This is a genomic window from Bartonella sp. CL435QHHD, assembly GCF_042195095.1.
Classification (GTDB): Bacteria; Pseudomonadota; Alphaproteobacteria; order Rhizobiales; family Rhizobiaceae; genus Bartonella.
In genome coordinates this window covers 1-25,785 of the sequence record NZ_JBHINS010000059.1, presented here as the reverse complement: position 1 = coordinate 25,785, position 25,785 = coordinate 1, and the positions used below count along the sequence as shown (strand labels likewise).

Annotated in this window: 21 protein-coding genes; 18 read left to right on the top strand and 3 right to left on the bottom strand. The window is 39.9% G+C overall.

Translation table 11 applies throughout. The features are described from left to right. Positions 1–48 precede the first annotated feature (48 nt). The 12 genes from ACFILH_RS03560 (at position 49) to ACFILH_RS03505 (ending at position 12,800) form a co-directional block, all read left to right on the top strand. Positions 49–1,410, top strand: coding sequence for a PBSX family phage terminase large subunit (locus ACFILH_RS03560; protein WP_273791300.1), 1,362 nt, complete (start codon positions 49–51; stop codon positions 1,408–1,410). Continuing rightward, the gene (locus ACFILH_RS03555; RefSeq protein WP_375659832.1) at positions 1,395–3,245 is read left to right on the top strand and encodes a portal protein; all 1,851 of its coding nucleotides are present in this window, start codon (positions 1,395–1,397) and stop codon (positions 3,243–3,245) included. The genes ACFILH_RS03560 and ACFILH_RS03555 overlap by 16 nt, the downstream gene beginning before the upstream one ends. A 567-nt stretch (positions 3,246–3,812) precedes the next feature. Further along, the gene (locus tag ACFILH_RS03550) at positions 3,813–4,586 is read left to right on the top strand and encodes a hypothetical protein (protein ID WP_375637709.1); all 774 of its coding nucleotides are present in this window, start codon (positions 3,813–3,815) and stop codon (positions 4,584–4,586) included. A 1,126-nt stretch (positions 4,587–5,712) separates the two neighbouring features. Next, entirely contained in the window at positions 5,713–6,831 is a 1,119-nt protein-coding gene (locus ACFILH_RS03545; protein WP_273791303.1) for a N4-gp56 family major capsid protein, read from the top strand. A gap of 83 nt (positions 6,832–6,914) precedes the next feature. Continuing rightward, positions 6,915–7,610: a hypothetical protein gene (locus tag ACFILH_RS03540; protein ID WP_375667372.1), complete on the top strand. Its 696-nt coding sequence runs from the start codon at positions 6,915–6,917 to the stop codon at positions 7,608–7,610. A gap of 21 nt (positions 7,611–7,631) precedes the next feature. Beyond that, the gene (locus tag ACFILH_RS03535; RefSeq protein ID WP_375658163.1) at positions 7,632–7,853 is read left to right on the top strand and encodes a hypothetical protein; all 222 of its coding nucleotides are present in this window, start codon (positions 7,632–7,634) and stop codon (positions 7,851–7,853) included. Positions 7,854–7,909: 56 nt separating this feature from the next. Further along, on the top strand, positions 7,910–8,107 hold the full coding sequence (locus ACFILH_RS03530) for a hypothetical protein (protein WP_375667371.1): 198 nt from the start codon (positions 7,910–7,912) through the stop codon (positions 8,105–8,107). 95 nt (positions 8,108–8,202) lie between these two features. Next, a complete protein-coding gene (locus ACFILH_RS03525) occupies positions 8,203–8,337 on the top strand; it encodes a hypothetical protein (RefSeq protein WP_273791306.1) in 135 nt (44 codons plus the stop codon). Between the two features lie 79 nt (positions 8,338–8,416). After that, positions 8,417–9,880 carry a hypothetical protein gene (locus tag ACFILH_RS03520; RefSeq protein WP_375659827.1) on the top strand — a complete coding sequence of 488 codons (1,464 nt, stop codon included), beginning with the start codon at positions 8,417–8,419 and terminating at the stop codon, positions 9,878–9,880. Between the two features lie 315 nt (positions 9,881–10,195). Beyond that, positions 10,196–10,678 carry a hypothetical protein gene (locus ACFILH_RS03515; protein ID WP_273791308.1) on the top strand — a complete coding sequence of 161 codons (483 nt, stop codon included), beginning with the start codon at positions 10,196–10,198 and terminating at the stop codon, positions 10,676–10,678. Then, complete coding sequence (locus tag ACFILH_RS03510) at positions 10,675–11,799, top strand: tail fiber domain-containing protein (protein ID WP_375667369.1); 1,125 nt, start codon at positions 10,675–10,677, stop codon at positions 11,797–11,799. Before ACFILH_RS03515 ends, ACFILH_RS03510 begins: the two co-directional genes overlap by 4 nt. Next, positions 11,796–12,800, top strand: a complete 1,005-nt coding sequence (locus tag ACFILH_RS03505; RefSeq protein ID WP_375667368.1) for a phage tail protein — start codon at positions 11,796–11,798, stop codon at positions 12,798–12,800. Before ACFILH_RS03510 ends, ACFILH_RS03505 begins: the two co-directional genes overlap by 4 nt. Before the next feature lie 1,280 nt (positions 12,801–14,080). Here the strand turns inward: ACFILH_RS03505 and ACFILH_RS03500 are convergent. Then, positions 14,081–15,073 (bottom strand): hypothetical protein, encoded by a 993-nt coding sequence (locus tag ACFILH_RS03500; protein WP_375667367.1) that lies wholly within the window; start codon positions 15,071–15,073, stop codon positions 14,081–14,083. A gap of 41 nt (positions 15,074–15,114) precedes the next feature. Between ACFILH_RS03500 and ACFILH_RS03495 the strand changes: the two genes are divergently transcribed. The 6 genes from ACFILH_RS03495 (at position 15,115) to ACFILH_RS03470 (ending at position 22,756) form a co-directional block, all read left to right on the top strand. Next, positions 15,115–15,402 (top strand): hypothetical protein, encoded by a 288-nt coding sequence (locus ACFILH_RS03495; protein WP_273791311.1) that lies wholly within the window; start codon positions 15,115–15,117, stop codon positions 15,400–15,402. Between the two features lie 138 nt (positions 15,403–15,540). Then, complete coding sequence (locus ACFILH_RS03490) at positions 15,541–15,906, top strand: hypothetical protein (RefSeq protein WP_273791312.1); 366 nt, start codon at positions 15,541–15,543, stop codon at positions 15,904–15,906. A gap of 699 nt (positions 15,907–16,605) precedes the next feature. After that, positions 16,606–16,932: a hypothetical protein gene (locus ACFILH_RS03485; protein WP_273791313.1), complete on the top strand. Its 327-nt coding sequence runs from the start codon at positions 16,606–16,608 to the stop codon at positions 16,930–16,932. A 90-nt stretch (positions 16,933–17,022) separates the two neighbouring features. Beyond that, positions 17,023–17,820 (top strand): hypothetical protein, encoded by a 798-nt coding sequence (locus tag ACFILH_RS03480; protein ID WP_375631408.1) that lies wholly within the window; start codon positions 17,023–17,025, stop codon positions 17,818–17,820. A 2,040-nt stretch (positions 17,821–19,860) separates the two neighbouring features. Beyond that, positions 19,861–20,304 carry a hypothetical protein gene (locus ACFILH_RS03475; RefSeq protein WP_273791315.1) on the top strand — a complete coding sequence of 148 codons (444 nt, stop codon included), beginning with the start codon at positions 19,861–19,863 and terminating at the stop codon, positions 20,302–20,304. 1,690 nt (positions 20,305–21,994) lie between these two features. Continuing rightward, entirely contained in the window at positions 21,995–22,756 is a 762-nt protein-coding gene (locus tag ACFILH_RS03470) for a DUF4167 domain-containing protein (protein ID WP_375631407.1), read from the top strand. A 2,005-nt stretch (positions 22,757–24,761) separates the two neighbouring features. Here ACFILH_RS03470 and ACFILH_RS03465 read toward each other — a convergent pair. Then, positions 24,762–25,211, bottom strand: coding sequence for a hypothetical protein (locus ACFILH_RS03465; protein ID WP_273791317.1), 450 nt, complete (start codon positions 25,209–25,211; stop codon positions 24,762–24,764). A 44-nt stretch (positions 25,212–25,255) separates the two neighbouring features. Beyond that, positions 25,256–25,621: a hypothetical protein gene (locus tag ACFILH_RS03460; protein WP_375667383.1), complete on the bottom strand. Its 366-nt coding sequence runs from the start codon at positions 25,619–25,621 to the stop codon at positions 25,256–25,258. Between the last annotated feature and the right edge of the window lie 164 nt (positions 25,622–25,785).

The window sequence follows — 25,785 nt, the reverse complement described above, 5'->3', positions numbered from 1 at the left end:
TAAGCAAAAGAGTGAAGCGCAATTATTGCTAAAATATGAAAATTTATAATGACAACTGTTCAGAAAATTTCTCAAAAAATTGAGCAGAATACGGCTCAAGTGGCTCTTATTCCAAAGCTTATTCCTGTCTTTACTGGAAATGCCGATGTGCGAGCCGCTTGGGGAGGACGGGGCTCTGGAAAAACACGTTCTTTTGCTTTGATGTCGGCTGTTGTGGGATATCGCCATGGAATGGCTGGAGAACGCGGGATTATTCTTTGTGCACGGCAATTTCAAAATTCTCTTAATGAAAGTTCTTTGGAAGAAATTAAACGCGCTATCGAAGCTTATCCTTTTTTACAAGACTATTATGAAATCGGTGATAAATATATTAAGTCAAAAGATGGACGGATTGTCTATGTGTTTGCTGGGCTTGATCGCAATATCGCAAGTATTAAATCAATGGGGCGCGTTTTCCTTTGTTGGGTCGATGAAGCAGAGCCCGTGACTGAGACTGCTTGGCAAACACTTATTCCAACTTTGCGCGAAGAAGGAAAAGATTGGAATGCAGAATTATGGGTCACATGGAACCCGTGCCATGAAAATGCAGCCGTGGAAAAACGTTTCCGAAATGTCGATAATCCTCATATCAAAGGGGTGGAAATCAATTGGCGTGATAATCCGCAATTTCCTGAAAAACTCAATCGTGATCGAATGGACGATTTGCAGCAAAGACCAGAGCAGTATAACCATATTTGGGAAGGCGAATATCTCCAAGCTGTCCAAGGGGCTTATTATCAGAAATGTCTTCTCGAAGCCGAAATGGAAGGGCGGATTACCACTGTTCCACGTGATCCTTTGATGCAGGTGAGAATCTTTTGGGATATCGGGGGAACAGGCGCAAAGGCTGATGCTACCGCATTGTGGGTCGCGCAGTTTGTTGGACGGGAAATCCGAGTGCTCGATTATTATGAAGCCCAAGGTCAACCTCTCTCAGAACATGTGGGGTGGGTCTTTCAAAGGGGATATGAAAAGGCTCTTATGGTTTTGCCTCATGATGGCGCAACAAAAGATCGTGTCTATAATGTGAGTTTTGAAAGTGCCCTTCAACAAGCCGGTTTTCAAACCAAAATAATTCCTAACCAAGGAACAGGCGCTGTGAAAATGCGTATCGAAGCCGTAAGGCGGTTGTTTCCTGCACTATGGTTTAATCGTGAAACGACATGTGCGGGCAGAAAAGCGCTTGCTTGGTATCATGAAAAGCGCGACGAACAGCGCAATATCGGACTAGGCGCTGAACATGATTGGGCAAGCCATGGGGCCGATGCCTTTGGACTGATGTGTGTGGCTTATGAACAGCCAAATGCTAGAGCGCGAAAAAAACCTTATCGCTCGTTTCACCATTCTCAAACTTCATGGATGGCTTTTTAATGAATAGTTCTACAGATTCTTCTTTTAATCAAATCGAAACGCTTGAAAATCAAGCTCTCTTTAAAAAACTCGTGGGTTGGTATCAGGATGATATTGATCATGTCGAAAAATGGCGAAAAAATGCCCAAGAAGATTACGATTTTTATAATGGACGGCAATGGAATGAGCAAGACTTGGCTGTCTTGCACGAACAAAACAGACCGGTTATGACTTTTAACCGTATTGCGCCTTTAATTAATGCCGTGATTGGGGCTGAGCGCAATAATAAAAGGCAAGTGCAATTTATTCCACGACAAGAAGGAGCTGCCTTTGCAAACCAGATTTTGACAGGGGCGGCTGAGTGGTTTCGTGATGAAGCTGATGGGGAATACGAAGATTCCGATGCCTTCCAAGATGCTATTATTTGCGGAATGGGCTGGACAGATACACGCCTTGATTATGAACAAGATCCGCAAGGAAAACCAATCATTGCACGTTTAGACCCGATGAAAATGGTGTGGGATGCAAGTGCTGTCAAGTCTAATCTCATTGATGCACAACGCTTATGGTATATTGATGAAAAACCCCTTGCTGTGGCGCAGGAAATGTTTCCCCATGTTCATTGGAGTGACCTTAATGCTGATTGGGTTAAACATCAGAGTTTTTTACATTCAACCAGCGATGGGATGACACAAAGTTATCAGTCCGAGAGGGGGTATCAAGGAGAAGAGGGGAGTGGTTATCAACGTCCTAAAATGGTGACATTGGTAGAATGTCGCTGGTTTGAACGCGAGGTGGTTTATAAAGTTCTTGAGCCTCTAAGTGGAAAGTTTGTCGATTATTCAGAGCAGGATTTCCAAAATTTAAGCAAAACCTTTCCTCATGTTCAAGCAACAAGGTTGAACAGAAAAATTGTCAAACGGGCATTTTTAGGTAGAAAGCTGCTTGAAGCGCCTGATAAGCCTTTGGTTCCACCCAATCAATTGGGATGGGAGTGTATTACCGGTACTTTTGATAAGTTAAGCCGGCAATTTTATGGAATTGTGCGCCCTACAAAAGATCCGCAACGGTGGGCAAACAAATATTTTAGTCAAGTGATGCATTTGCTCAATAGCCAATCAAAAGGCGGAATTATGGCAGAGCGCGATGCTTTTGATGATGATCGACAAGCCCTCGAGAGTTGGGCTAGAGCCGATAGTATTACTTGGTTGAAAAGTGGGGCGGTGTCTGGGGGAAGAATCCAGCCTAAACCCATGGCACAATTTCCGCAAGGGTTTTTCCAATTGTTTAATGAAGCAAAGAGCGCTCTCGAACAGGTGACGGGGTTGTCTTCTGAATTTATTGGGACGCGAGCTGTCAATCAGCCTGGCATTCTTGAGCAACAACGGCGACAATCGTCACTTAATCTTTTGGCTTCCTTTTTTGATGGGTTGCGTCGATATCGGCAACGACAGGGAAAAATTATTCTCTATCTTATTCAAAATTATCTGTCCGATGGGCGGTTGGTGCGTATTGCTGGTGATGAAAATGCCCAGTATGTGCCGCTGACACGCGAAATGGTGACAAGCTTGGAATATGATATTGTCGTGGATGATGCACCAACAAGTCTTAATGAAAAAGAGCGTACTTTTGCACTGATCATGCAATTGCTGCCTTTGATGCAAAATTTTACAACGCCTGAGATTATGCTCGATCTCTTACGCTATTCGCCTTTACCGGCTTCACTTATTCATAAAATTGCGATAAAGGCGCAAAACTCTTTTCAAGAAGAGCAAAATGCCTCAGCGCAGATGGGGGATAATGTGGGGACAGAGCAGATAATGCAGATGTTGCAGACACTAAAGGCTCAACAATAGGGTGCTTTGTCATGCGTGACTTCTGATAAACGCCATATATCATAAATTGCTTATCGATTTTCGTAGTGCATGGGCTCCCTTTTCTTAAAAGACCTGTTTTATAGGGCAGTGTTGTTGGGGGAACGCAAGGTAGAGAGGGAGTCTTGCCCGTCATGTGGGGTGAATATGGTGGGGGATGGTGGGCGCAGAATGGGCTTATCGATTTTTGTAGTGCATGGGCTCCCTTTTCTTAAAAGACCTGTTTTGTAGGGCAGGACTGTTGGGAAAAGCAGGGTGGAGAGGGAGTTTTGCTGTCATGTGGGGTGAACATGGTGGGGAATGGTGGGCGCAGAATGGGCTTATCGATTTTCGTAGTGCATGGGCTCCCTTTTCTTAAAAGAACTGTTTTGTAGGGCAGGACTGTTGGGAAAAGTAGGGTGGAGAGGGAGGCTTGCCGTCATGTGGGGTGAACATGGTGGGGAATGCTGGTGCTAAATGATGAGAGAGCATTGAGGGGATAAGTGCTTATGGGGCTGTTTTATCTGAAAAATTTTATTTTATTGTTAAAAAAAAGAGAAGGCTAATGTCATGGATCAAGAACACTTAACGCCGGCAGAACAAAACCAATTGAAACAAGATTTTCTGGTCTCAACACAAGAGGGAGAAAATGGTGAAATTGGAAGAGAAGAAAAAACTCTTGAAGATAATTTTCAAGGGCAAATGCTTCAACAACAGGACTCTTCGCAAAAAGCTGGAAAAGAGGTTCAAGGGGGCGAAGATGCTGCGCCAGATCCGCAAAAAGACTTTATGGGCTATATGCAATGGTTGGGAAAAACACTCCAAAAACAAGGGCTTGTACATGAAAAACAACAACCTTCTCTGGCTCGCGAAGCAGAACAGTTGCATGCGTTTTTTCAGCAGTCTGTTGCCAGTGTTAAACAAAAGCATCATGATTTTGATCAAGCAGCTGATTTTATTTATGAAACACGGGCTAAACAATTGGCAGCTTGTGCTTCGCTCTATCCTGAGATGGCAGATCCCAAAAATATTGATGCGTTGATTGGTGATGAATTGAAGCAGATCTTGCGCGATTGTGCGCAAAAAAATCAAAATCCGGCTGAAGTGATTTACTCTATTGCACAAAAAATTGGCTACACAAATGTTCCCAATAACATGGGTGAAAATTTACAGGAAAGACACAATTCTGCACGTACTCTTGCTGCTTATAACGGCTTGACGCCAAATGGGCCGATTTCTTTGGATATGCTTGATAAAATGTCAGAAGCAGAGTTTAGCGCTTGGGTTTCTGATCCTAAAAATAAAGCCGCTTTTAATCGTTTAATGGGGGGAAGAGAATTTTAAAAACAAGAATGTGGCAGGTGTTTTTTTCGGGAACGTTAAGAGGCTTTTGGCGCAGAAGAATGCGGGGGAGTGTTTTTTGCGGGAACGTTAAGAGGCTTTTGGCGCAGAAGAATGCGGGGGAGTGTTTTTTGCGGGAATGTTAAGAGGCTTTTAGCGCAGGAGAATGCGGGGGAGTGTTTTTTGCGGGAACGTTAAGAGGCTTTTGGCGCAGGAGAATGCGGGGGAGTGTTTTTTGCGGGAATGTTAAGAGGCTTTTGGCGCAGGAGAATGCGGGGGAGTGTTTTTTGCGGGAACGTTAAGAGGCTTTTGGCGCAGGAGAATGCGGGGGAGTGTTTTTTGCGGGAATGTTAAGAGGCTTTTGGCGCAGGAGAATGCGGGGGAGTGTTTTTTGCGGGAACGTTAAGAGGCTTTTGGCGCAGGAGAATGCGGGGGAGTGTTTTTTGCGGGAATGTTAAGAGGCTTTTGGCGCAGGAGAATGCGGGGGAGTGTTTTTTGCGGGAACGTTAAGAGGCTTTTGGCGCAGGAGAATGCGGGGGAGTGTTTTTTGCGGGAATGTTAAGAGGCTTTTGGCGCAGGAGAATGCGGGGGAGTGTTTTTTGCGGGAACGTTAAGAGGCTTTTGGCGCAGGAGAATGCGGGGGAGTGTTTTTTGCGGGAATGTTAAGAGGCTTTTGGCGCAGGAGAATGCGGGGGAGTGTTTTTTGCGGGAACGTTAAGAGGCTTTTGGCGCAGGAGAATGCGGGGGAGTGTTTTTTGCGGGAATGTTAAGAGGCTTTTGGCGCAGGAGAATGCGGGGGAGTGTTTTTTGCGGGAACGTTAAGAGGCTTTTGGCGCAGGAGAATGCGGGGGAGTGTTTTTTGCGGGAATGTTAAGAGGCTTTTGGCGCAGGAGAATGCGGGGGAGTGTTTTTTGCGGGAACGTTAAGAGGCTTTTGGCGCAGGAGAATGCGGGGGGATTTCTCACAGCACGGATGTGGTGAGGAGAGCTCTTATAAGGGGGAGGCAGACGCTAACAGAAATTAGATAAAACTCACAAACAACCTATTCACCATTTGAAATGAAATGTGGTGTTTTAACAACCGGCGCTTTGCCGGGTTTTTTATGTCAATAAAACTTTTAGAGGACAAAATGACTGTAACTTATATCGGACTTAATGACCCAATGGCAGTGCGCACATGGTCTAAATTACTAAACCAAGAAGTCTCAAAAGCACTTCCAATTGCACCGTTGATTGGAAATGATTCAAACAGTATCGTACAATTAAAAGATGAAACCACAAAAGCAAGTGGGGATGCTATTAGCTTTAATTTGCGTGTGCAGTTGCTAGGCGATGGGGTGAGCGAAGGGCAGACATTGGAAGGCAATGAAGAAGCTTTACAGTTTCTCAATGATCGCTTGGCAATTAATGAACTCGTTCATGCCGTGCGTGTCAAAAATGAGGGAACGATTGATCAACAACGAATTCTCCATGATTTGCGCACCGAGGCAAAAAATGGTTTGGTTGATTGGTATGCAGATCGTCTGAGTATGATGTTCTTCATTCAAGTGTGTGGTTATACCGCAAAAACAATTAACTTTGAAGGACGCACGATTACCCTTAAACCTGTTCATTATGGGTTTAATGCGCCAACGGCACCAACCAATAAACGCGTGGTACGTCCTAACGATAAAGCAAAAGATGAAGACTTAAAAGAAGACGATGTTTTTGATCTCAGCTTGATTGATAAAGCGGTTGAACGGGCTAAATTGGCAAATCCTAAAATTAGACCCGTGCGGATCGATGGGGAAAATGTTTATGTGCTTTATCTTCATCCAACCCAAGTGACACAATTGCGAACCAATACTGATGCGGGGCAATGGCTCGATATTACTAAGGCAATCTATAGTGGAAGTCGTATCAAAAATCCGCTCTATGATGGGTCTTTGGGCATGTATAATGGTGTGGTTTTGCGCGAAGCTGAACATATTACTGAAGGGGTCGAAGCTGGAACCGCTAATAAAGCTGTGCCAAATGTGCGGCGGGCTGTTCTGCTTGGTGCGCAGAGTGCTGTGATTGCTTTTGGTAAAGATCGAGGGGCGACACGCTATAAATTGGTGGAAGAACTCTTCGACTATGAAAGAGAATTCGGGGTTGCGGCAAAAACCATTATTGGTATGAAAAAAACTTGCTTTACCTTGCCAGGGAGTACGCAAGGGGCTCAGGATTTTGGCACTATTGTCATCCCAACTTATGGAGCACCCGCTTAAAGCGAATGTTTGCTCTCTTCCCCCAACAAGAGGGATCTGTTGGGGGAAAAATTTAAAATGCTTCCAGAAACAAGGACAGGCTTATGACCACTTTATCCACTGATCCCCAAAATCTAAACCTTACACATTCAGACCATTCTAAAACTTTTGCTTATATGGTCGCGCTTATTCAAGATGAAATTGATGATACAACAGCGGAATATTCCCTGCAAATTCAAGATTCAATTTTTACGGCTTTGCGTTTGTGTGAACGCGAACCCTTTTTCTTTAATGAAAAAAGAGAAAGGACGTTTAAAACACAGAGTGGTAAAACATGGTATGGGCAAGAAGAGGGGGTTTTTATTGAAGCAGAAAAGAGTTTGGAGGGCGTCTTTTTAGTAACAAAGAATGCAACACCAACAAAGTTGTTCTTTAAGCCCTTGGAAGTGTTGCATCAACAATATGGTATGCATCCTGCGCTAGGAACGCCATTCTTTTATACGTACCTTGATCAAAAAATAGGACTCTTTCCAACACCAGAACATGTGGAAACTGTACAGCTTTCTTATGCTCCTGTTCATTTTGCTGATGAACAGCTGAAAGAGGATGATAACCCTTGGTTGATTTATGCTTTTGATCTTATTAAAGCACGGGCAAAATATGAACTTTATAAAAATATCCTTAAAGATCCTGAATATGCCGCCGTTTCTTTCAGAGATTTTCAAGAACAGCTTCAAGCTTTGCGCATTGAAACATCGCGCCGAAAAGGTTCTTCAAAGATTCGCCCAATGCGTTTTTAAAAAGTTCATTTCAAATCGTTTATGGCTGGCGTTGAAGGTTGGTTTGGCACTGATGGCTGGTTTGTCACTTATGGCTGGATTTGCGCGTTGGGTGTTGATGGTGAAGGGCTGGTGGATGGCGTTGGGGTGGCCATTATTTATGGTATCGTTTTTTTTTGGTGCGTTAAACAACTTGAGGTTGTTTATTTTGTTGAATTTTATGCCTTTAGAGTTTTTAGGGCTTTTGTGGTTTTTTATCCATAAGCCTTGGTATTTTGAATGGCACTGAGCTTTTCAAAGATTTTATGGGGGGGCTCTTGATGGCTCTTTCCCCCGTCATTGTGGGGGGGGTGATTTGCCGGGCAGTTGATTTTGGTTTGGCGCTGGTGGATGGTGTTGGGGTGGCCATTATTTATGGTATCGTTTTTTTTTGGTGCGTTAAACAACTTGAGGTTGTTTATTTTGTTGAATTTTATGCCTTTAGAGTTTTAAGAGCTTTTGTGGTTTTTTATCCATAAGCCTTGGTATTTTGAATGGCACTGAGCTTTTCAAAGATTTTATGGGGGGGGGCTCTTGATGGCTCTTTCCCCCGTCATTGTGGGGGTTGATGTGATTGCGGGCAGTTGATTTTGGTTTGGCGCTGGTGGATGGCGTTGGGGTGGCCATTATTTATGGTATCGTTTTTTTTGGTGCTTTAAACAATCTAAGGTTGTTTATTTTGTTGAATTTTATGCCTTTAGAGTTTTAAGGGCTTTTGTGGTTTTTTATCAATAAGCCTTGGTGTTTTGAATGGCACTGGGCTCTTCAAAGATTTTATGGGGGTCTTGATGGCTTTTTTCCCAATCGCTGATTATCGACCCGATGTGGCGGATATCAATGGAATTTTTACCGATGAACTTGTTAATGTGCTCCCAGCGGATGGCTCCTATATCCCTATGCCAAGTTTTGAACCTTTATCAGAGCCTTGTCCGGAGCCAATCTTAGGCACTCTTGCGGTTAAAACAAAAAATGGGGTTTCTATTATTGTCGGGACAAGAGATAAAATCTACTTACTTGATAATACAACAATGAACTGGAAAGATATTAGCCAAAAAGGAAAATCTTATCTGGCTAATGTTGATGCTCCGTGGTCTTTTGCTTTGTTTGGTGATTTTATCATTGCTGTGAATGCCAATGATAAACCACAAGTGATTGATATTAATCATGATAAAACATTTAGAAATTTAGGAGGAAATCCACCACAGGCAGGGATTGTTCGAATCTGGGGAGATTTCGTTTGTTTGATGAAATTAACTGAGTATCCAAGACGGGTTCATTGGTCTGGATTAAATGATGCTGAATTTTGGACCGTGGGAAAAAAAAGTTGTGATTATCAAGATTTTCCTGATGGCGGATTCGTCCAAGGGGCAACGGAGACAACAAATCCAATTATCTTTATGCGTTCTGCAATCTATGCTGGTTCTTTTATCCCTGGCTCTAAGATTATTTTTAGTTTCCAAAAAATCCACGATAAACGAGGCGCAAAAAATGCTGAATCAATTGTTTGTAGAGGCGATTTAGCATTCTTTGCCGATGAGGGCGGGTTTTATCAAATAACAAATGAGGGACAGATTATACCCATTGGGTTCGAAAAAGTCGATCGAACGATGACCGCAAAATCAAGGCAGGATAATCTGTACACTCTGTCTGCTGCTATCGATGGGGTGTATAATCGTGTTTATTGGATGGTTGATTCTGATGAGAACCTTCATAAACGTATCTTGCTCATTTATGATTGGGGATTGCAAAAATGGACAAAAGCTCTCGTCGATATCAAAATGATATTGCCTATTTTCTTAGCAGGAACAACCCTAGAAGGTCTTGATTTTGTGACTAAGAATATTGACGATTTGTCCTTTTCTCTCGATAGTAAAGCTTGGAAAAATGAATCGCCTATTCTGGGGGCATTTGATCAACAGGGGAGACTGGGTTCGTTTTCTGGGGGTCCTATGGCTTGTGTCGTGACATCACAAGAAATGGGGCAGACAAATGGCATGATAACACGGGTGAAAAATATTATGCCTCAAGTCAATAGTGGAAAGTTTTATTTGTCTGTGGGAATGCGCTTTCGACAATCTCTTGAAGAGGAAACTGTTTGGTTGCCAGAAAAACAGCCCTCTTATAATACTGGACAAATTCACTGTCGTGCAAGGGCACGGTTTTATCGCTTTAAATTGCGTATTCCTGAAGGGGTGAATTGGACTCATGTCACTGGATTTGATGTGGAATTGACGCGGGCCGGCATGCGATAGGCATGCCCTTTTGTAATATCATGCGATAGGCTCAAGCCTCTATTATTAAAGAACAAATGCCCCATAGGCTTCCCAAACCTTTATAAACAAAGGCACAATGCGATAAGCTGTGTCTTTATAATATGAAGAACAAGGTGGTGCGTTATGTTTCATGCTTTTCTGCGATAAAGGAAAATAGGCTGCACCATGGTTTATTTTTATAAAGAAAAAAGTTCCCTCTTTGTTGTGACAAAGGGATGATGGGGCTTTTTTCTTTTATTGTGCGGGGGGCATGGAATGCGTGAAATGCGTAGACGGAATGTTATTTGAGGGGAGATGAGTGACAAAGCTAAAAGAGCTAAAATTATGATACAAGAGAGTCAAGATTTATATTCTGCTCATCTGACAGAGCAGTGGCCATGGGAAAAAATAGCTCCCTATCAAGAGGCTCTCAATGCTGCATTGAAAAAATATGTTCAGCGCTTTCCGGATGATGTTTGTCTGGAAAAAATTGCTGAAGAAATCGCTACAGGACAAGCACAATTGTGGCTGGTCTTAAAAAATAAAATCCAATTTAGTGCTTTTGCAATTACCAAAGTTGAAATAACCCATACGGGAAAAAAATGCGTCGTTCTCTCTGATCTTGCTGGAGAGGGAGGGCTGAAATTGGTCAAATTGATTGATGAAGTCGAAAAATGGGCGCGAACAATTAATGCTGAAGAAATGCACATGTTTGGAAGAACTGGATGGGCGAAAAAGCTCGCTCATCACGGATATTCTCGTAATCTTATTCAATATAGAAAGGTTCTGAACCCATGAGTAGAAAAACCACACCTCAAGTGCAGACAACAACACAAACAAATGCTCCACCTGCTTGGGCGGCTGATATTCTTAAACAAGCCAGTGCTGATGCACTTGGACTTTATAATAAAGGAATTGGCGGAAACGTTTATCAGGGAGACAGAGTCGCTGGTCTTAGCAATATGACAAAAAATGCGCTGACCGGTTTACAACAAGCAGCAGGGCTCTATAACAATCCAACGGTAACGCAATGGTTGAATGCACCAACCAACAGCGCTACAAATCTTTCCGGTATGGCTAAGGGAAGCTGGATTGGAAGCAATAGTAAATTTAATACTGCATTGCAAAATGCTCTGAATAAAACGTCCGATGCAATTAATCAATCGATGTCGGGAGCAGGACGTTATGGCTCTGGGGCTCATACTGGTGTGCTGGCCGATGAGTTAGGCGCCTTGGCAACAAATGCTGCAGCACAGCAATATAATCAAGATATTAACAATATGATGAATGCAAACCAGATGATTGATCGCTCTCAGAATGATCAAGTTAATGCGGCAAATAGCTATTATCAAGGACAGAGTAACGTGCAAAGCAATGCTTTGAAAGGGGGCATGATTCAAGATATAAACCGCCAAAATGTCTTAGATGCTGAACGCCAAAAATGGTCAGAAAAAGATAATCAAGATTGGAACCGATTGCAAAGCTTGTTACAGGTAGGGACACAGGCTGCTGGAAATTACGGAACGACTTCAGGAAAATCCACGACAATGCCTTCTGTGACAAAAGATCCATTGCGTGATGCGCAGCAAGTACTTGGATTGGTCGGAGGAATTTTAGGGCTTTGTGATGTGAGAGCAAAAGAAAATATTATCCCGGTGGGGCAGAAAAAGGGATATCCACTTTATACCTTTAATTATAAGGGAAATCCACAACGTTATCAGGGCGTTATGGCGCAAGACGTGTTGCGTGTGAACCCTGAAGCTGTTTATGTCAATGCGAAAACAAAATTATTGCATGTTGATTATGACAAAATAGGCCTGAAAATGGAGAAAATGCCGGCATCTAAAAATAAAATTGCGGCTTTCTTTTCTTCATTTTTTGCTCGTTTTCCCTTTTTGAATAAAGAGTATCTTCTATGAGTTCGATTTATGATTGGTCAATTGTTGCATCAGAAAATGCTTATGTCGACGAGAATATAAACTGGGCAGAAGGGCAACCGCCAAGCACAGTCAATGATAGTGCTCGCGCTATGATGCAACGCATCAAAGAATATTTGTTGGATAATGGGGGCGTGATTGAAACACAGTTTACTGTCGATGTGAAGAACGAGAGGACATCACTTCGTTTGGCAACAAAGTCTTTTTTTGAGACTTATATGGATGGCATTGTTGTGCGCTTTAAAGCACAAGGCGTCAACAGAGGAATAACAAATATTTCTTTAAATCAATTGCCGCCAAGACCAACTTATATGGCAACGCCAGAGGGTATTATGCCTTTAAAGGGCGGGGAAATTCAAAAAGGGGGGCTTTATGAGATCGTCTATACGCGTGATATTGCCGGAAAAAATGCTGATGGCTGGTTTTTAACCAATCCTACTATAAAACTTCCTGAAATTCCGCCCTTTCCTCCTTTACCGGAAACGTTTTCTTCTGGATTTATCGGGACTTTTGCTACAGAAAAAATACCCTCTGGATGGTTACTGTGTGATGGTAAAGAATATTCGCGAAGGAACTATGCCAATCTCTTTGCTGTTCTGGGAGAAACATGGGGAAAAGGAGACGGGAGAACAACATTCAATGTTCCCGATTTGCGTGGAATGTTTTTACGGGGGCTCGATAGTGGAAAAGAAATTGATAGAGGACGTCGCTTGGGAAGCCGACAAGAAGAGTCTTTTCAATCCCATACCCATGAGGGAAAAACAGATTCAACAGGTAACCACCAGCATAGTTATCCAATGTTTGACAAGCTAGTTTGGGATATGAATCACGGTGAATATTATAAAAATCTGGCTCAAGTTTACAATAAAGATCGGTTAACGAAGGCTGCGGGAGAGCATGAACATAAGGTCTTGTTGCAAAAAACAGGGGGGGATGAAACACGCCCCGTCAATATGGCGGTGGTTTATGCCGTCAAAGCCTGAGAATGAAAGCTGTGTGAGAGAAAGATAAAAATGCTAAAATGTTTGTTATGAAAAAAAGTCTTATTGAATATATTGTGTAGAAAGTTTTGAGGCGCTTTAGAAAAAAACTCAATTCTCTTTATTATTTTATTTTTTGTGCTGCCTTTGTTGGATGTGTAACGGTCAGTTTGCCTATTGTTCTTTAGAGGATCAAGACAGTGATTATTGAAGGTAGAGGGAGAACAAAAAAACCTTCTTTATTCATGGCGTTTTTTACTGAGGAATAAAGATTTTATCCCAAATGCCTCTCTCTTGTGGTGTCGTGATCCATTATTTCAAGTGCTGGGTTTAAAGCGCTGCTGTGCGATGACAAAAAACCCATGGGTAAAATTTATCCTATTATACCGTAAAACACCGTCATTAAAACACTATTATTGAAGGTGGTTATATCAGTAAGATAGCTTAAAGTATTTAATACATTAGCAATTGTTTAGAGAAGGATTTGCTTGGTTAAGTATTATGCAAGTGAATCATATAAGTGAGCAGCAGACGGAATCCTTTCAGAAGAGTTGGATTGTTTACAAACCGATGTGGGCTAAAATCTTCGTCCTTTTAGGTGGTGGAAAGAGGTCAACGGATATGTTTATTTAAAGCGAGAAAAGGCAAAATGGAGCGCTTTCTTTTTTGGCAAAGCGTTTAGGAAAAAAGGGCTCTTTGCTTTCAAAATGGTCGCACTGTTTTCAAAATGGGTGCACTGTTGGCAAGAGCAGCAGGTTGGCGATGCGTTGTAGTACATGGTGAGGCATTGAACTCTCTTAGATGGCATTTTGTGCTTATCAGGCAACTTCTTGAAACAGAATGAGAGTGATACGAGAAAATCTGTAAGACAATAGTTTATCCCATTGTGTTGTAAAATAATATTGTTTGAGATGCGGTTAAAATTTTATGCATGGGATGCCTTTCGTCTGTGCGTATTCTTAAAACAGCTTTTTTTGTAGAATAACTCTAGACAAGGCTGCATTACAAGGTTGCATTACAAGGATGCCTTTGAAAGGGGAAGCTGAGTCAAATCCGTTAGATAAGAAGCCAGATTGTTAACAGACTGTTGTTTATCGATTGGCATTATTTAAAGACCGGTGTGGGCTTTGTCCTTTTGGGGAAAGCTGACACAGCGTGCAAGGTGACATGCATTTCTCTTTGGTTTCAGGTGATAAAATCAACATTTTAGGTGGAAAACAGAATATAATCTAAAAAAATACCTTGTAAAAATTTTTGATGAGGAAATTTTTTTCAAAAGCTTTTCATGAGGTTTTCTGAGGTTTTCTGAGGTTTTCTGAGGTTTTCTGAGGTTTTCTGAGGTTTTCTGAGGTTTTCTGAGGTTTTCTGAGGTTTTCTGAGGTTTTCTGAGGTTTTCTGAGGTTTTCTGAGGTTTTCTGAGGTTTTCTGAGGTTTTCTGAGGTTTTCTGAGGTTTTCTGAGGTTTTCTGAGGTTTTCTGAGGTTTTCTGAGGTTTTCTGAGGTTTTCTGAGGTTTTCTGAGGTTTTCTGAGGTTTTCTGAGGTTTTCTGAGGTTTTCTGAGGTTTTCTGAGGTTTTCTGAGGTTTTCTGAGGTTTTCTGAGGTTTTCTGAGGTTTTCTGAGGTTTTCTGAGGTTTTCTGAGGTTTTCTGAGGTTTTCTGAGGTTTTCTGAGGTTTTCTGAGGTTTTCTGAGGTTTTCTGAGGTTTTCTGAGGTTTTCTGAGGTTTTCTGAGGTTTTCTGAGGTTTTCTGAGGTTTTCTGAGGTTTTCTGAGGTTTTCTGAGGTTTTCTGAGGTTTTCTGAGGTTTTCTGAGGTTTTCTGAGGTTTTCTGAGGTTTTCTGAGGTTTTCTGAGGTTTTCTGAGGTTTTCTGAGGTTTTCTGAGGTTTTCTGAGGTTTTCTGAGGTTTTCTGAGGTTTTCTGAGGTTTTCTGAGGTTTTCTGAGGTTTTCTGAGGTTTTCTGAGGTTTTCTGAGGTTTTCTGAGGTTTTCTGAGGTTTTCTGAGGTTTTCTGAGGTTTTCTGAGGTTTTCTGAGGTTTTCTGAGGTTTTCTGAGGTTTTCTGAGGTTTTCTGAGGTTTTCTGAGGTTTTCTGAGGTTTTCTGAGGTTTTCTGAGGTTTTCTGAGGTTTTCTGAGGTTTTCTGAGGTTTTCTGAGGTTTTCTGAGGTTTTCTGAGGTTTTCTGAGGTTTTCTGAGGTTTTCTGAGGTTTTCTGAGGTTTTCTGAGGTTTTCTGAGGTTTTCTGAGAAATGCAAGAGCCGTACAACGAAAAAAGAGATGCAAATGCCTTAATACGCGTTTAGCTTATCAAAAAGGGGGATATAATGGCACTTTTTCCATTTTCTATTGCTGATATTGATGATCCGGAATGTATTCGTGTGGTTCTTTATGCTAGCGGAAGAATGGGACATGCTCCTTTGAATGCTCTGTTGAAGCAAACACGTCAAGATCTCCAATGTTTTGATAAAATACAGACTCAAAATATTCTCCAACTTACACAGCGTTTGGATATTTTAGAACAACAATTGAAAACGATTATCAAAGATCTTGAAGATGTGAAACACAAACAAGACGCTGAAGAAGCGGATAAAAGTAAAACGATGGGTGATTAACCATCTCGATTTGTGTCTCTATGGGATTTAGCTCCTTTAAAGCAGTGAGATAGATAGTTGTGAACAGGATAGTTATTTGCCTGTCCATAGAGCATTTATTTTTTTGATCAACCAAAAATGAAAAAGAGGTATTCTATAATGAAAAAATTGATTTTAATATTTTTAGCTTTGTGTCTTACTGGACCAGCTTCTGCACGTTTGAGGACTATTTCAGATGATTGTTCAGATATCGGCGGAACAATGGTTCGATCACAAATCATCAATAATATTTCTGTCATTCCATATAAAAATTTGCAAGGGGTAAATATTCTCTCTGTTTTGGAAACGAGGCCTACAGAAGAGCCAGAAATGTCACAAATTACAGGAAGAACATTTCATATTCAAAGTCCTGAGATTGTTGAGCTGGCCTATAGAGCTTACAGTACATCGCAATTCGTTGATATTTGTTACAGAAGTAACTATCCAATCAATGTTATTCGAGGGCTGAGAGTGCGTGATAATTAAGCGTATTATCTGTATTCGTTGTGACTTAAATAAGTGATGCTTGGAAAATGGTCAATCTTCTACACTAAGGTTATTTTAACCCTAGCAGTTTTCTGATTTACAGTTTTTACTCAGAGTATAATCGTTCATGTTTTACAGAATTCATGAGTGATCGGTATTGAGGATCTATCTTAAGATATTCAACTACAGTTTTTTCTATTTTAAACTGAGTAATTTTGCATCAATCGTCGTTTGAGCTTAGATGGCAATTTCATTCTAGCGTTTGGTGTTAGAAAGATTTTAAGCGTAGTGAGGCTGTAAATACTTGTCTTAATTGTCTTTGTTGACAGTATGCCGCTTGCGATAGGCAATAAATCATAGACACATTTTGAATCCGTAGAATGCACGTACATTAACAATGGCAGACATTTTCAGTGGTAGTATTGCCAATGATAGAGCTTGTGCATGCGATGTTTTGTTGTGTGAATAAGTCATCATTCACGCGGCACCAATAAGGGAAGGCTTTGCTGTAGAGCCTGTAAAATAAATCGTGCAACAAGCGGGGTAGGGGTCAGAATAGACTGAGATGAGGCAGCCTTATCACGGGCTAAAGCTGGTCAAAATTCTCGTCTTTAAGGAGGCGAGGAGGCTAAAAATATCCATTAGATTGCATGGGGATGCATTTCATGTCCGTTGCAATAAATTTAAAAGAGGTAAATTATGAAAAGTTTTTTGAAAAAAATATCCATTGTTTTGGTGATGATAGCATTAACAACAGGTGTTTCTCATGCTGGAGTTTATGAACAAAACGGTTATCTCAATTCGGTTCAAGTCGTTAGCGCAGGAGCACAATGTCGCCTAGAGCTCAGATACGGTATCAGCCCTACTTCAGACATTCAAAAAGGTATTTGGGGCTGTGATAACATTGTTGGAAAAAGTATTTTGGATTTGGCAAAAACCGCAGTCATTTTGAACAGAAAAGTAATGGTTATTTTTGAAGCGGGTCATGTGCCAGCAAAAAGGGTTTTAGCCATCACTTTAAAATAAGATCAATAGGGGTTTTTCTCCCTTTTTATATCTGTAACGCTTCAAGAGGTTACAGGTATAAAATATGGAGTGTATATCAAAGGTATAAAAATGTTTCAAAGAGCATTCTCAGTATTTTTAGTGACAGTTTTATTTTTTTTCTTTTCAGATGTAAATCTGTCATATGCTATTGATCCTCCCCATATGGTTTTCCGTATAGATGATCGCTCTCCATCTGTTATATTCTTTGGAGGAGGTTTTGCCCCTTGGGGGGATGATCAGGATATCATACATCATGTAACTGGGCACTCTATTGCTCAACAGACTTCAGCATTTGTGTCTACAACTGCAAATATGGATGCAGTTTACAGAATGGCGCGGCAACAGATTGCTAATAATCCTGATGAAACGTACTGGCTATATGAAATTATTCCAGATATAAATTTTTATTATGTTCCTAACTCACTCTTTGATACAGCCATGTCTGCTGACAACGTTGTTCAACATGAACAAGTTATGGATCTTTATTATGCATATTTATGGCAGGATGAATGGGCTTCGCTGGGGGCAATCAATACAAATCATATATACTCTGCAAGAAGTATTATGCAGCAAGCGAATGGTGATATTGTCATTGGTCCTAGAACCTTTAATTCTCTTTTTGTTGCCGCTCCATCACAAGTAAATTCGGGGACACTTCCTTCACAAGATTACACTTTTTTATCAGCTTATTATTCTGATAGCGAGGATGCGTTATCTCCAATGTCACTGGCATTTCTTGTAGAATCCTGTAACAGCTCTTCATCCAGTGGTCATATGGAGCGTTCTGGGGATTCTTCCTGCAGCACATACAAACATTCTGTTGATGATATTATGTATAAAATGAATCTATGGTATGAAGCTCTTTAAAGAATTACAGCTATATCTTGCTATTTAATCAAAAACAAAAAAGTAGGGAGATAGCGCATTTCTGTTTTATTTGATTGGTTCTGATGCGCATAGTGCGTAGGGCAGAGAAAATTTTTCGGTATTATGAAGTGTGATAGGGGTGCTATAAAGCATAGGTGTGACATCATCAAAAATGGAAGCGTTGATTTAACAGTATTTGTTGATCTCGATTAGAAAGTCCGTTCTTTTCTTTGTTTGGAGTTTTACATCAATAATTTCTTATCTTGTTGTCGTGCTGCCTTTTGAGAGTGCGGTGATAGAAGGCGTGTAAGATTTTATATATGAAGTGTTTGTGTGTGGTGAATATGAGGGGTGTTTTTTCGTCATGTGATGAACTCTTCGGGCGGTGGGGATTTTGTCCATAAAGCGTCATAAAATATCGCTTTTTGTTCTATGGTGATAGAGATCCCATGAGGGGGAAAGAAGAAGGGGAAAGTCAAGTGGATTTTGCGAGCCAATCATGTAAACTGGAACGAATTCCATGCGGATATAAATCAGGTTCTGTTTGTTGCATATAGCGCTATTTGTTGCATAACTTGTGATAGCCAATTCTCTAAATAAAGGGATTTGACCGGTAGCAGAAAAAAGAAATCATTACGAGATAGCAAGAGTGCTTATTTCAGAATGTCTAATGCTTTTGCATGACATAAGGAACGCGAAACTCTGTCACGCCTTCCTTTCATATTTTCAAGTCTAGGGTTATCCATATATTTCCTTCAACTTGATCTTTATGCATGGGACACAAGGGAATTGGAGGCAAGGGAATTGGAGGCAAGAAATTAGGATGAACATTTTGGGATAAGCAAAAAGCCAATATGTTACGCTCGTTGTTTTACAGCGCGTTTGATAAAAAGCTAAGACATCTTTCCAATCCATTATGTGTGTAACTTTAAGGCGTTGTTTTCTTAAGAGAGTACAGAGCTTTTTTGTTGCTTGTCAAACAACATCAAATTTCAAAGCTGTAACATGTTTGAGAGAAAGAAGAATGAGAGCCTTACGGATTCAGAAGGGCAACACTCTCTGAGCGATTCCAGCTTTTGTAAGCTAGACTTTATGTATGTCAGATGGGGGCTGTATTTGAGTGATTTCTGAAATAGGAAGACAGCCTTATTGAGAAAAATATAAAGGCATATTAATCACTCTTCGGACTATCATCTTTTTCCTTTATAATTTTCAAAACTATCTATAGCAATATTATTTAAATAATGAAGATAATGCCTTATGCTTTTATGTATCGTGTGTCTTCTTGGGATCATGCCTCTCACATAAAAACAGAATGCCTCAAATATTAAAATATTATTTGTCTCCGAATATACATTTATTGCATATTCATGGACTTGTTTTTAAAGAGATATCCCACTCCCAAGTCCCTTTTACAAGAACACTCGTCAATGGTATAGGGGTAAAGCCCCTATGAAATGTATAAAACTTATAAGGTATCTCCCTCATCTTTATGCTTCATAAAAGTGCAGGTTGGTACTCTCATATATTTTTCCAGTTTCCAATGTTACGAAAGCCTTGGTTCGTGAGACGATTCATAAGAGGCATATGCCTTTTTTGTACAGTTTTTAATCCACATGCCAGCTCCGCTTGTAACTTGCAAGCGACATGGTTTTGATCGTTTCAACAGAAAACAAATTTAGGATGAGAGAATCCTGCGATGTTCGGATCTCTCATTCAATATGAAAAAACAATAAATACTCTTTATAAATCAATATGACATGTCTTAAAGAAGACGAATTGTTTATAGATCCGCATGGATGAAGAATCTTCGTCTTTAAAGGTGGTGAGAGAAAATCATCAGCCCTATTTTTTTATAAAGGGTATGAGAAAAGTATTTTACAAGAATTTTATACGATAAAAATTATACGATAAAAAAAGAGGGGCTTTTGACATAAGAGTCTTGATCGTTTGTTGCTATAACCTGTATTGTATACACAAATACTTCTATCATTTTTTGCTGTAAAAGCTTCTCTTGGGATGTTAAAGGGTACAATCTTTATGGAAAAAAGAATCCGAGCAAGACAAAAGGCTTATTTCAAAAGATTATATCGCAAGATTGCTTTTGTTTGCATAATACTTTTTTGTATAGTGTTTTTGTGTTTTGTTGTTGCTAAGGTGGTTAGTTATTTTTCTTCTCATAAAAAAGTAACACAACAAGCACCCGTTGAATTGGTTATTCCTGTTTTTGATCTGCGCGTATACTGCAAGGAAATTTCTGCTTCCGTTATGCCCGATATGAAAAGAGAAGTTTATCAGCATTGTCTTAATTTGGAAAGTGAGGCCTATTTTGCTATTCGTGAAATGTGGGATAAGCTTTCTGATAGTGCTAAAAAACAATGTTTGACGATGGTCCGTCCTGGGGATGGAAATTATTTTCTCTTACGAGACTGTTTTCTCAATGAAAAAGAAAATAAAACAGGCAAAAGGCGCAATTACTTTTAAGTTTTTATACGGAAAGTTAAAAGGAAGCGAATTTTTATAAAAAAATAAAAGCCTCTTAAATGACTATCTGCCTCAAGACCAATAGCAACCTGATTTATTTATCTTGTTATATCGCACTTCTTATTTAAGGTGTGGCGACATAAGGTATGGATGCCGTCTTGAAATGTTTAAGGGGAGGGCGTGGTAGAGTTTCAGGAGGATTTGTTGCGCTTTTTAAAGGGAAATAACGAGTGTGGGAAATCCATTTCGTAATGGTTCTGGTGAATGGTATAATCCTCATGAAATATATAAAATTTATAGAGTATGTTCATCTTTATGGTTTGAAAAAGAGTAAGCCGGTACTATCTCACACTTTGCTTGCTCCCAATGGTGCCTCTCGACAGCCCTTTAGCCTTAGAGACGGTTCATAAGAGGTACTTTAAGTCTTTTTTATTGTTTTTACTCCACGCAGGTTTTCCCACGTGTAACATGCAAGAAAAAGAGATTGATTCAACAGCAAACAGATAGAAAATGAAAAATCCTACGGTATTAAGTTTTCTTACTCAACACAACAAATATGAATTATCATTATAAACCAATTCACTGTACGAATTTTATAAGAATTTTCATTGTTGACAGACCAGTGTGACTCGAGAATCTTCGTTCTTTGAGGGGGTAAGTCAATAGACATGACTAAAATGAGTAAAAAAACTTCCTTTTATAAACATTCAAGGCTTCTTCATGCGTAAAACGCTGTGCTGGGTTTACAAATGTGCTTGTTTTATAATTCTAGTTTTCTTTATCAGAAAATACTTTATCAGAAAAGATAAGTGAGGAAATGCGTTAGGCCATTCTTATTGATAGGCTTTGAGGAGGGTATTTTGTTGAGAAGAAACTGATTTTTTAAAAAAAGTTTGATATATTGGTCGGGTTTTTCATAATTTAATATTTTTTTGTATTTAAATATTTTATTTTTAAGCTCAATTTGTTATAAATAAAAACTGTGATTAACTTAAAAACTCTATGGGTTAAAATAGAAATTGATAGTATCGTTAGCTTATTTGGAAAAGAAGATTGATCTCTTGGTGATTATAGGGCTTGAATAATACTTCGTGTTAATCTATCTATAAAAATCAAGAGGTTTTGTGAAGCGATCGTGGATTATCGCTCGCAAGGGGTTGCTTTAGCGATGAAGAGAGGCTATATTTATAAAATAAAGAGGTTCGCGCAGTGACTCGTTGGGATGGAAGTGCTTGTGGTTTAAATGCACGAGGGGTAGAGAATATCGGCGTTTTTAAGAGCTGTGGTTTTAGAGCAAAAAAGGAAGCTTCTAATATTCTCTGGCAGGAATTTTTTCTTTGTCAGGTATGTTGTGTGTGTGTTTTCCTTTTTGTTTTCCACAAGATAATTATTTTTTTAGTGAAATATGGTTTATTTTAAAAAAAACACTTGGCATTTTACGTGAACATCATTAGATTTCTGCTGTTTGACAGAGAAAAAGGGAATTTTTGATTTACGATTTCCCTGCTGTTTTGTGATTTTCAAGAAAATATATGCTTTTATCAATATCAGTAGGGTTCGTTTGAGTGAAATAAACGCGGATAGCTTGATAATCGTATGTTAAAAATGATCAGCATTATCAAAAGATAATGTAATGAGGAAGCGTCAATTAAGACACACAATAAGACAAACACTCCAAAAAGGGATAAAGATGAGGCCACAACAAAATAGACGGGTACGCGGTCGCAATAATAACAATAATGGTAATAACAATAATAATCGTCGCGGTCCTAATCCGTTGTCTCGCAATTATGAAAGTAGCGGTCCGGATGTTAAAATTCGCGGGAATGCTCAGCAAATTGCTGATAAATACATAAGCCTTGCGCGTGATGCACAAGGTGCAGGCGATCGTGTTATGTCGGAAAATTATTTACAACATGCCGAGCACTATTTGCGTATTATTTTAGCAGCAGCTGGGCAAATGTCTCAATCGGTTCGGCGTGATGAAAATCGTGGTGATGAAAACGAAAATCGTGATGAAAACAATGGGCAAGAATGCGGTGAAATAAATCTTGATGGTGAAAAAAAGGATGCTGTCGAGGGTGATACAGATGTATTACAAATGTCGTCGCAAAAAAATGGCAATGGCCAATATGATAAAGCGCAAAATGGGGATGCGCGTGAAAACGCTTTAGAGGCTCTATCGGATGGAAAAACAGATCAAGAGCACAGTCTTTCTGAGAAAAATGTTGAACCCGTCAAAAAAACACGTCGTTCTCCCCGTCGACGTACTGTACGGACTCAAGATGAATCATCTCTTGAGCTTTCACTTACAACAGCAGAAAGCTCTAGCAATGGAGATGCATCAACAGCAACAAAAGAGGATTCTTCCTTGCCTGGATTAGGTGAGGGTATACAGAGAAAACCACGCCGTCGCCGAGTGGTCAATCTTGAGGCAGAGGAAAATGTTTAAACCTGAAAGGTGCTGTATAAGCGCTTGTGGTGATGTTATTGGTATTATGATAGTAAATTGTATATACTCAAGAAGCCTCTTGCGCTTTCTTTGAATTTTCACGGGCAGTATTGAGACTTAACAAAGGGTGTTGACAGAAAAGATTGCCTCTTTGCTGGGATTTAAGTGAGGGTATACAGAGAAAACCACGCCGTCGCCGAGTGGTCAATCTTGAGGCAGAGGAAAATGTTTAAACCTGAAAGGTGCTGTATAAGCGCTTGTGGTGATGTTATTGGTATTATGATAGTAAATTGTATATACTCAAGAAGCCTCTTGCGCTTTCTTTGAATTTTCACGGGCAGTATTGAGACTTAACAAAGGGTGTTGACAGAAAAGATTGCCTCTTTGCTGGGATTTAAGTGAGGGTATACAGAGAAAACCACGCCGTCGCCGAGTGGTCAATCTTGAGGCAGAGGAAAATGTTTAAACCTGAAAGGTGCTGTATAAGCGCTTGTGGTGATGTTATTGGTATTATGATAGTAAATTGTATATACTCAAGAAGCCTCTTGCGCTTTCTTTGAATTTTCACGGGCAGTATTGAGACTTAACAAAGGGTGTTGACAGAAAAGATTGCCTCTTTGCTGGGATTTAAGTGAGGGTATACAGAGAAAACCACGCCGTCGCCGAGTGGTCAATCTTGAGGCAGAGGAAAATGTTTAAACCTGAAAGGTGCTGTATAAGCGCTTGTGGTGATGTTATTGGTATTATGATAGTAAATTATATATACTCAAGAAGCCTTTTGCGCTTTCTTTAGATTTTCACGGGCAGTATTGAGACTTAACAAAGGGTGTTGACAGAAAAGATTGCCTCTTTGCTGGGATTTAAGTAAGGGAATACAGGGAAAGATACGTCGTCGCTCAAGTGGTCAATCTTGAGGCAGAGGAAAATGTTTAAACCTGAAAGGTGCTGTATAAGCGCTTGTGGTGATGTTATTGGTATCATGATAGTAAATTGTATATACTCAAGAAGCCTCTTGCGCTTTCTTTAGATTTTCACGGGCAGTATTGAGACTTAACAAAGGGTGTTGACAGAAAAGATTGCCTCTTTGCTGGGATTTAAGTAAGGGAATACAGAGAAAACCGCATCCGTGTATTTTAAGAGGCAGTTCTTTTATGAAGAACGCAATGTCGTTGTTTTATTTAATTCACACTTATATTTAATATTGTTCAATGTATTTATGCCCATTTCGCGTTGGTGTTCATGAATTCTATTATGTGAAATTCATCGGCTATCTTTGCTTAATAAAAGATGTAAGCTGGGCGTTATTGCTTTAATTTTCAATGTTGCAACAGTTCTTCTTTTGATACCGGATCATTCATAAGAGGTATTTTTATTCATCCATTTCCTTGCTGGGATATGTAAAGAAATGATTTTGATTCAGTTTCTTACGAACAGATTTGAAAGGGAGAATCATACAGTATTTGAGATTCTCGTTTGACATGCAAAATAAATCATCACTATAAATTAATATGTTGAATTTTTGCACTCAAGAAGAGGTATTTCTTGCACGTTTATTAGCTTTTCCCAAGTGATGTCAGTTTTCTTAAAAATGGAATGCGTTGACAGAAAGGTTTCTTCTTTTCCAAGATTTAAGTGAGGGGATACAGTAAAAAAAACGCGCCGTCGCCCGTGTGGTGAATATTTAAGACTTATCACATTGATTTATAATAATAATTCATTGTTTTGAATGTTAGGTTGGAGCCCCTAAGCCCCTAGAATTCTCTCATGTCCAAATTTGTTCCATGTTGAATCAACAAAAACCATTCGCTTGCACGTTGCAAACGGGGAGAGCCCGTGTGGATAAATTTGTATAAGAAAGGAATAAAAATGGCTCTTATGAACTCTCTCTAGCGCCAAGGGCTGTTGGCAACACCCACGAGTTGGCAAAGCGTGTGATAGTGTCGGCTTGCAGAAAATGTTAAATCTTCAAGGATGCTATGTTAAGCGCTTATTGATGTTAGTTTTCTTAATGAGGCATTATCTTCGAACTCTCTTTTGTTGTTTCAACAGAAAGAACGGCGATTAGAGCACCGGTATGATAATTGTAAATCATAAATTTTGTTTGTCCATCAGGGGTTAAAACTTTCAGTACAATATTGTGTTCTGAGAGGCTTTGCGACAAAATCTGTGTTTTTTCCGGTAGAGAGAGCGTATGATGGATAACGTGTGGGTTTTTGCTGGGAGAGGAAGATAACTCGGTTTGTTTTGGCGCTGATCCGGTTGTTATCACTTTATAAACAATTAAAAACAGTACGGTTAGAATAAGGAAAAGCGTTATTAAAACGGAAATAATCATTAAACCCATAAGTTTTTTTCTCACTCGTTCTACGGCAGGGTCTAAAGGGAGATCTTGAGGCAGAGAATTTTGCTCTGTGTGATGGTCTTTTGAAGGTTGCATTCGCTTATTATCCATCATGTCTTTCATTGATTATTTTTTTGAGATCTGATGGGTTTATGCTTTTAAAGTTTTTTGTGCAAGAGGTTTGTGGAAGAAGAATGCAAAAGAGGAAGCGATGTTGGTAAAGTATCTTCTTTGTGGACTGTAGACACCTTGTCCTTTACGTTTTGGCTTTTAAGAAGAAAATTTCCATGGTTTGTTACAGACCAGATCAAGTTTACTTCTTGTTGATGCAAATTTGCATGTACGTTTATACATTGGGCAAAAATTTGTTGTCCATAAAGTGCAAACTTTTTTGTGGACGGTACCATGGCTTGTTCACAAGCTTGAGCCGTTGGATAGATTTTAACCATTGTATTGTTCGAATAGCAACTATTAAAATCATCTGTACATGAAACTAATAAGAGGATAAAAACAAGGGGATTCATCAATTATTTTCCAAATGAGAGGTTGACAGAGCGGACTCCAATTTGTCAGCCTAGGGGCTTCTTCACTGTTAAACGCTTTCAAAGTTTTTTAGTTCCCCTTTGAGATGGGTTTTCCCCTTTGAGATGGGTTTTCCCCTTTGAGATGGGTTTTCCCCTTTGAGATG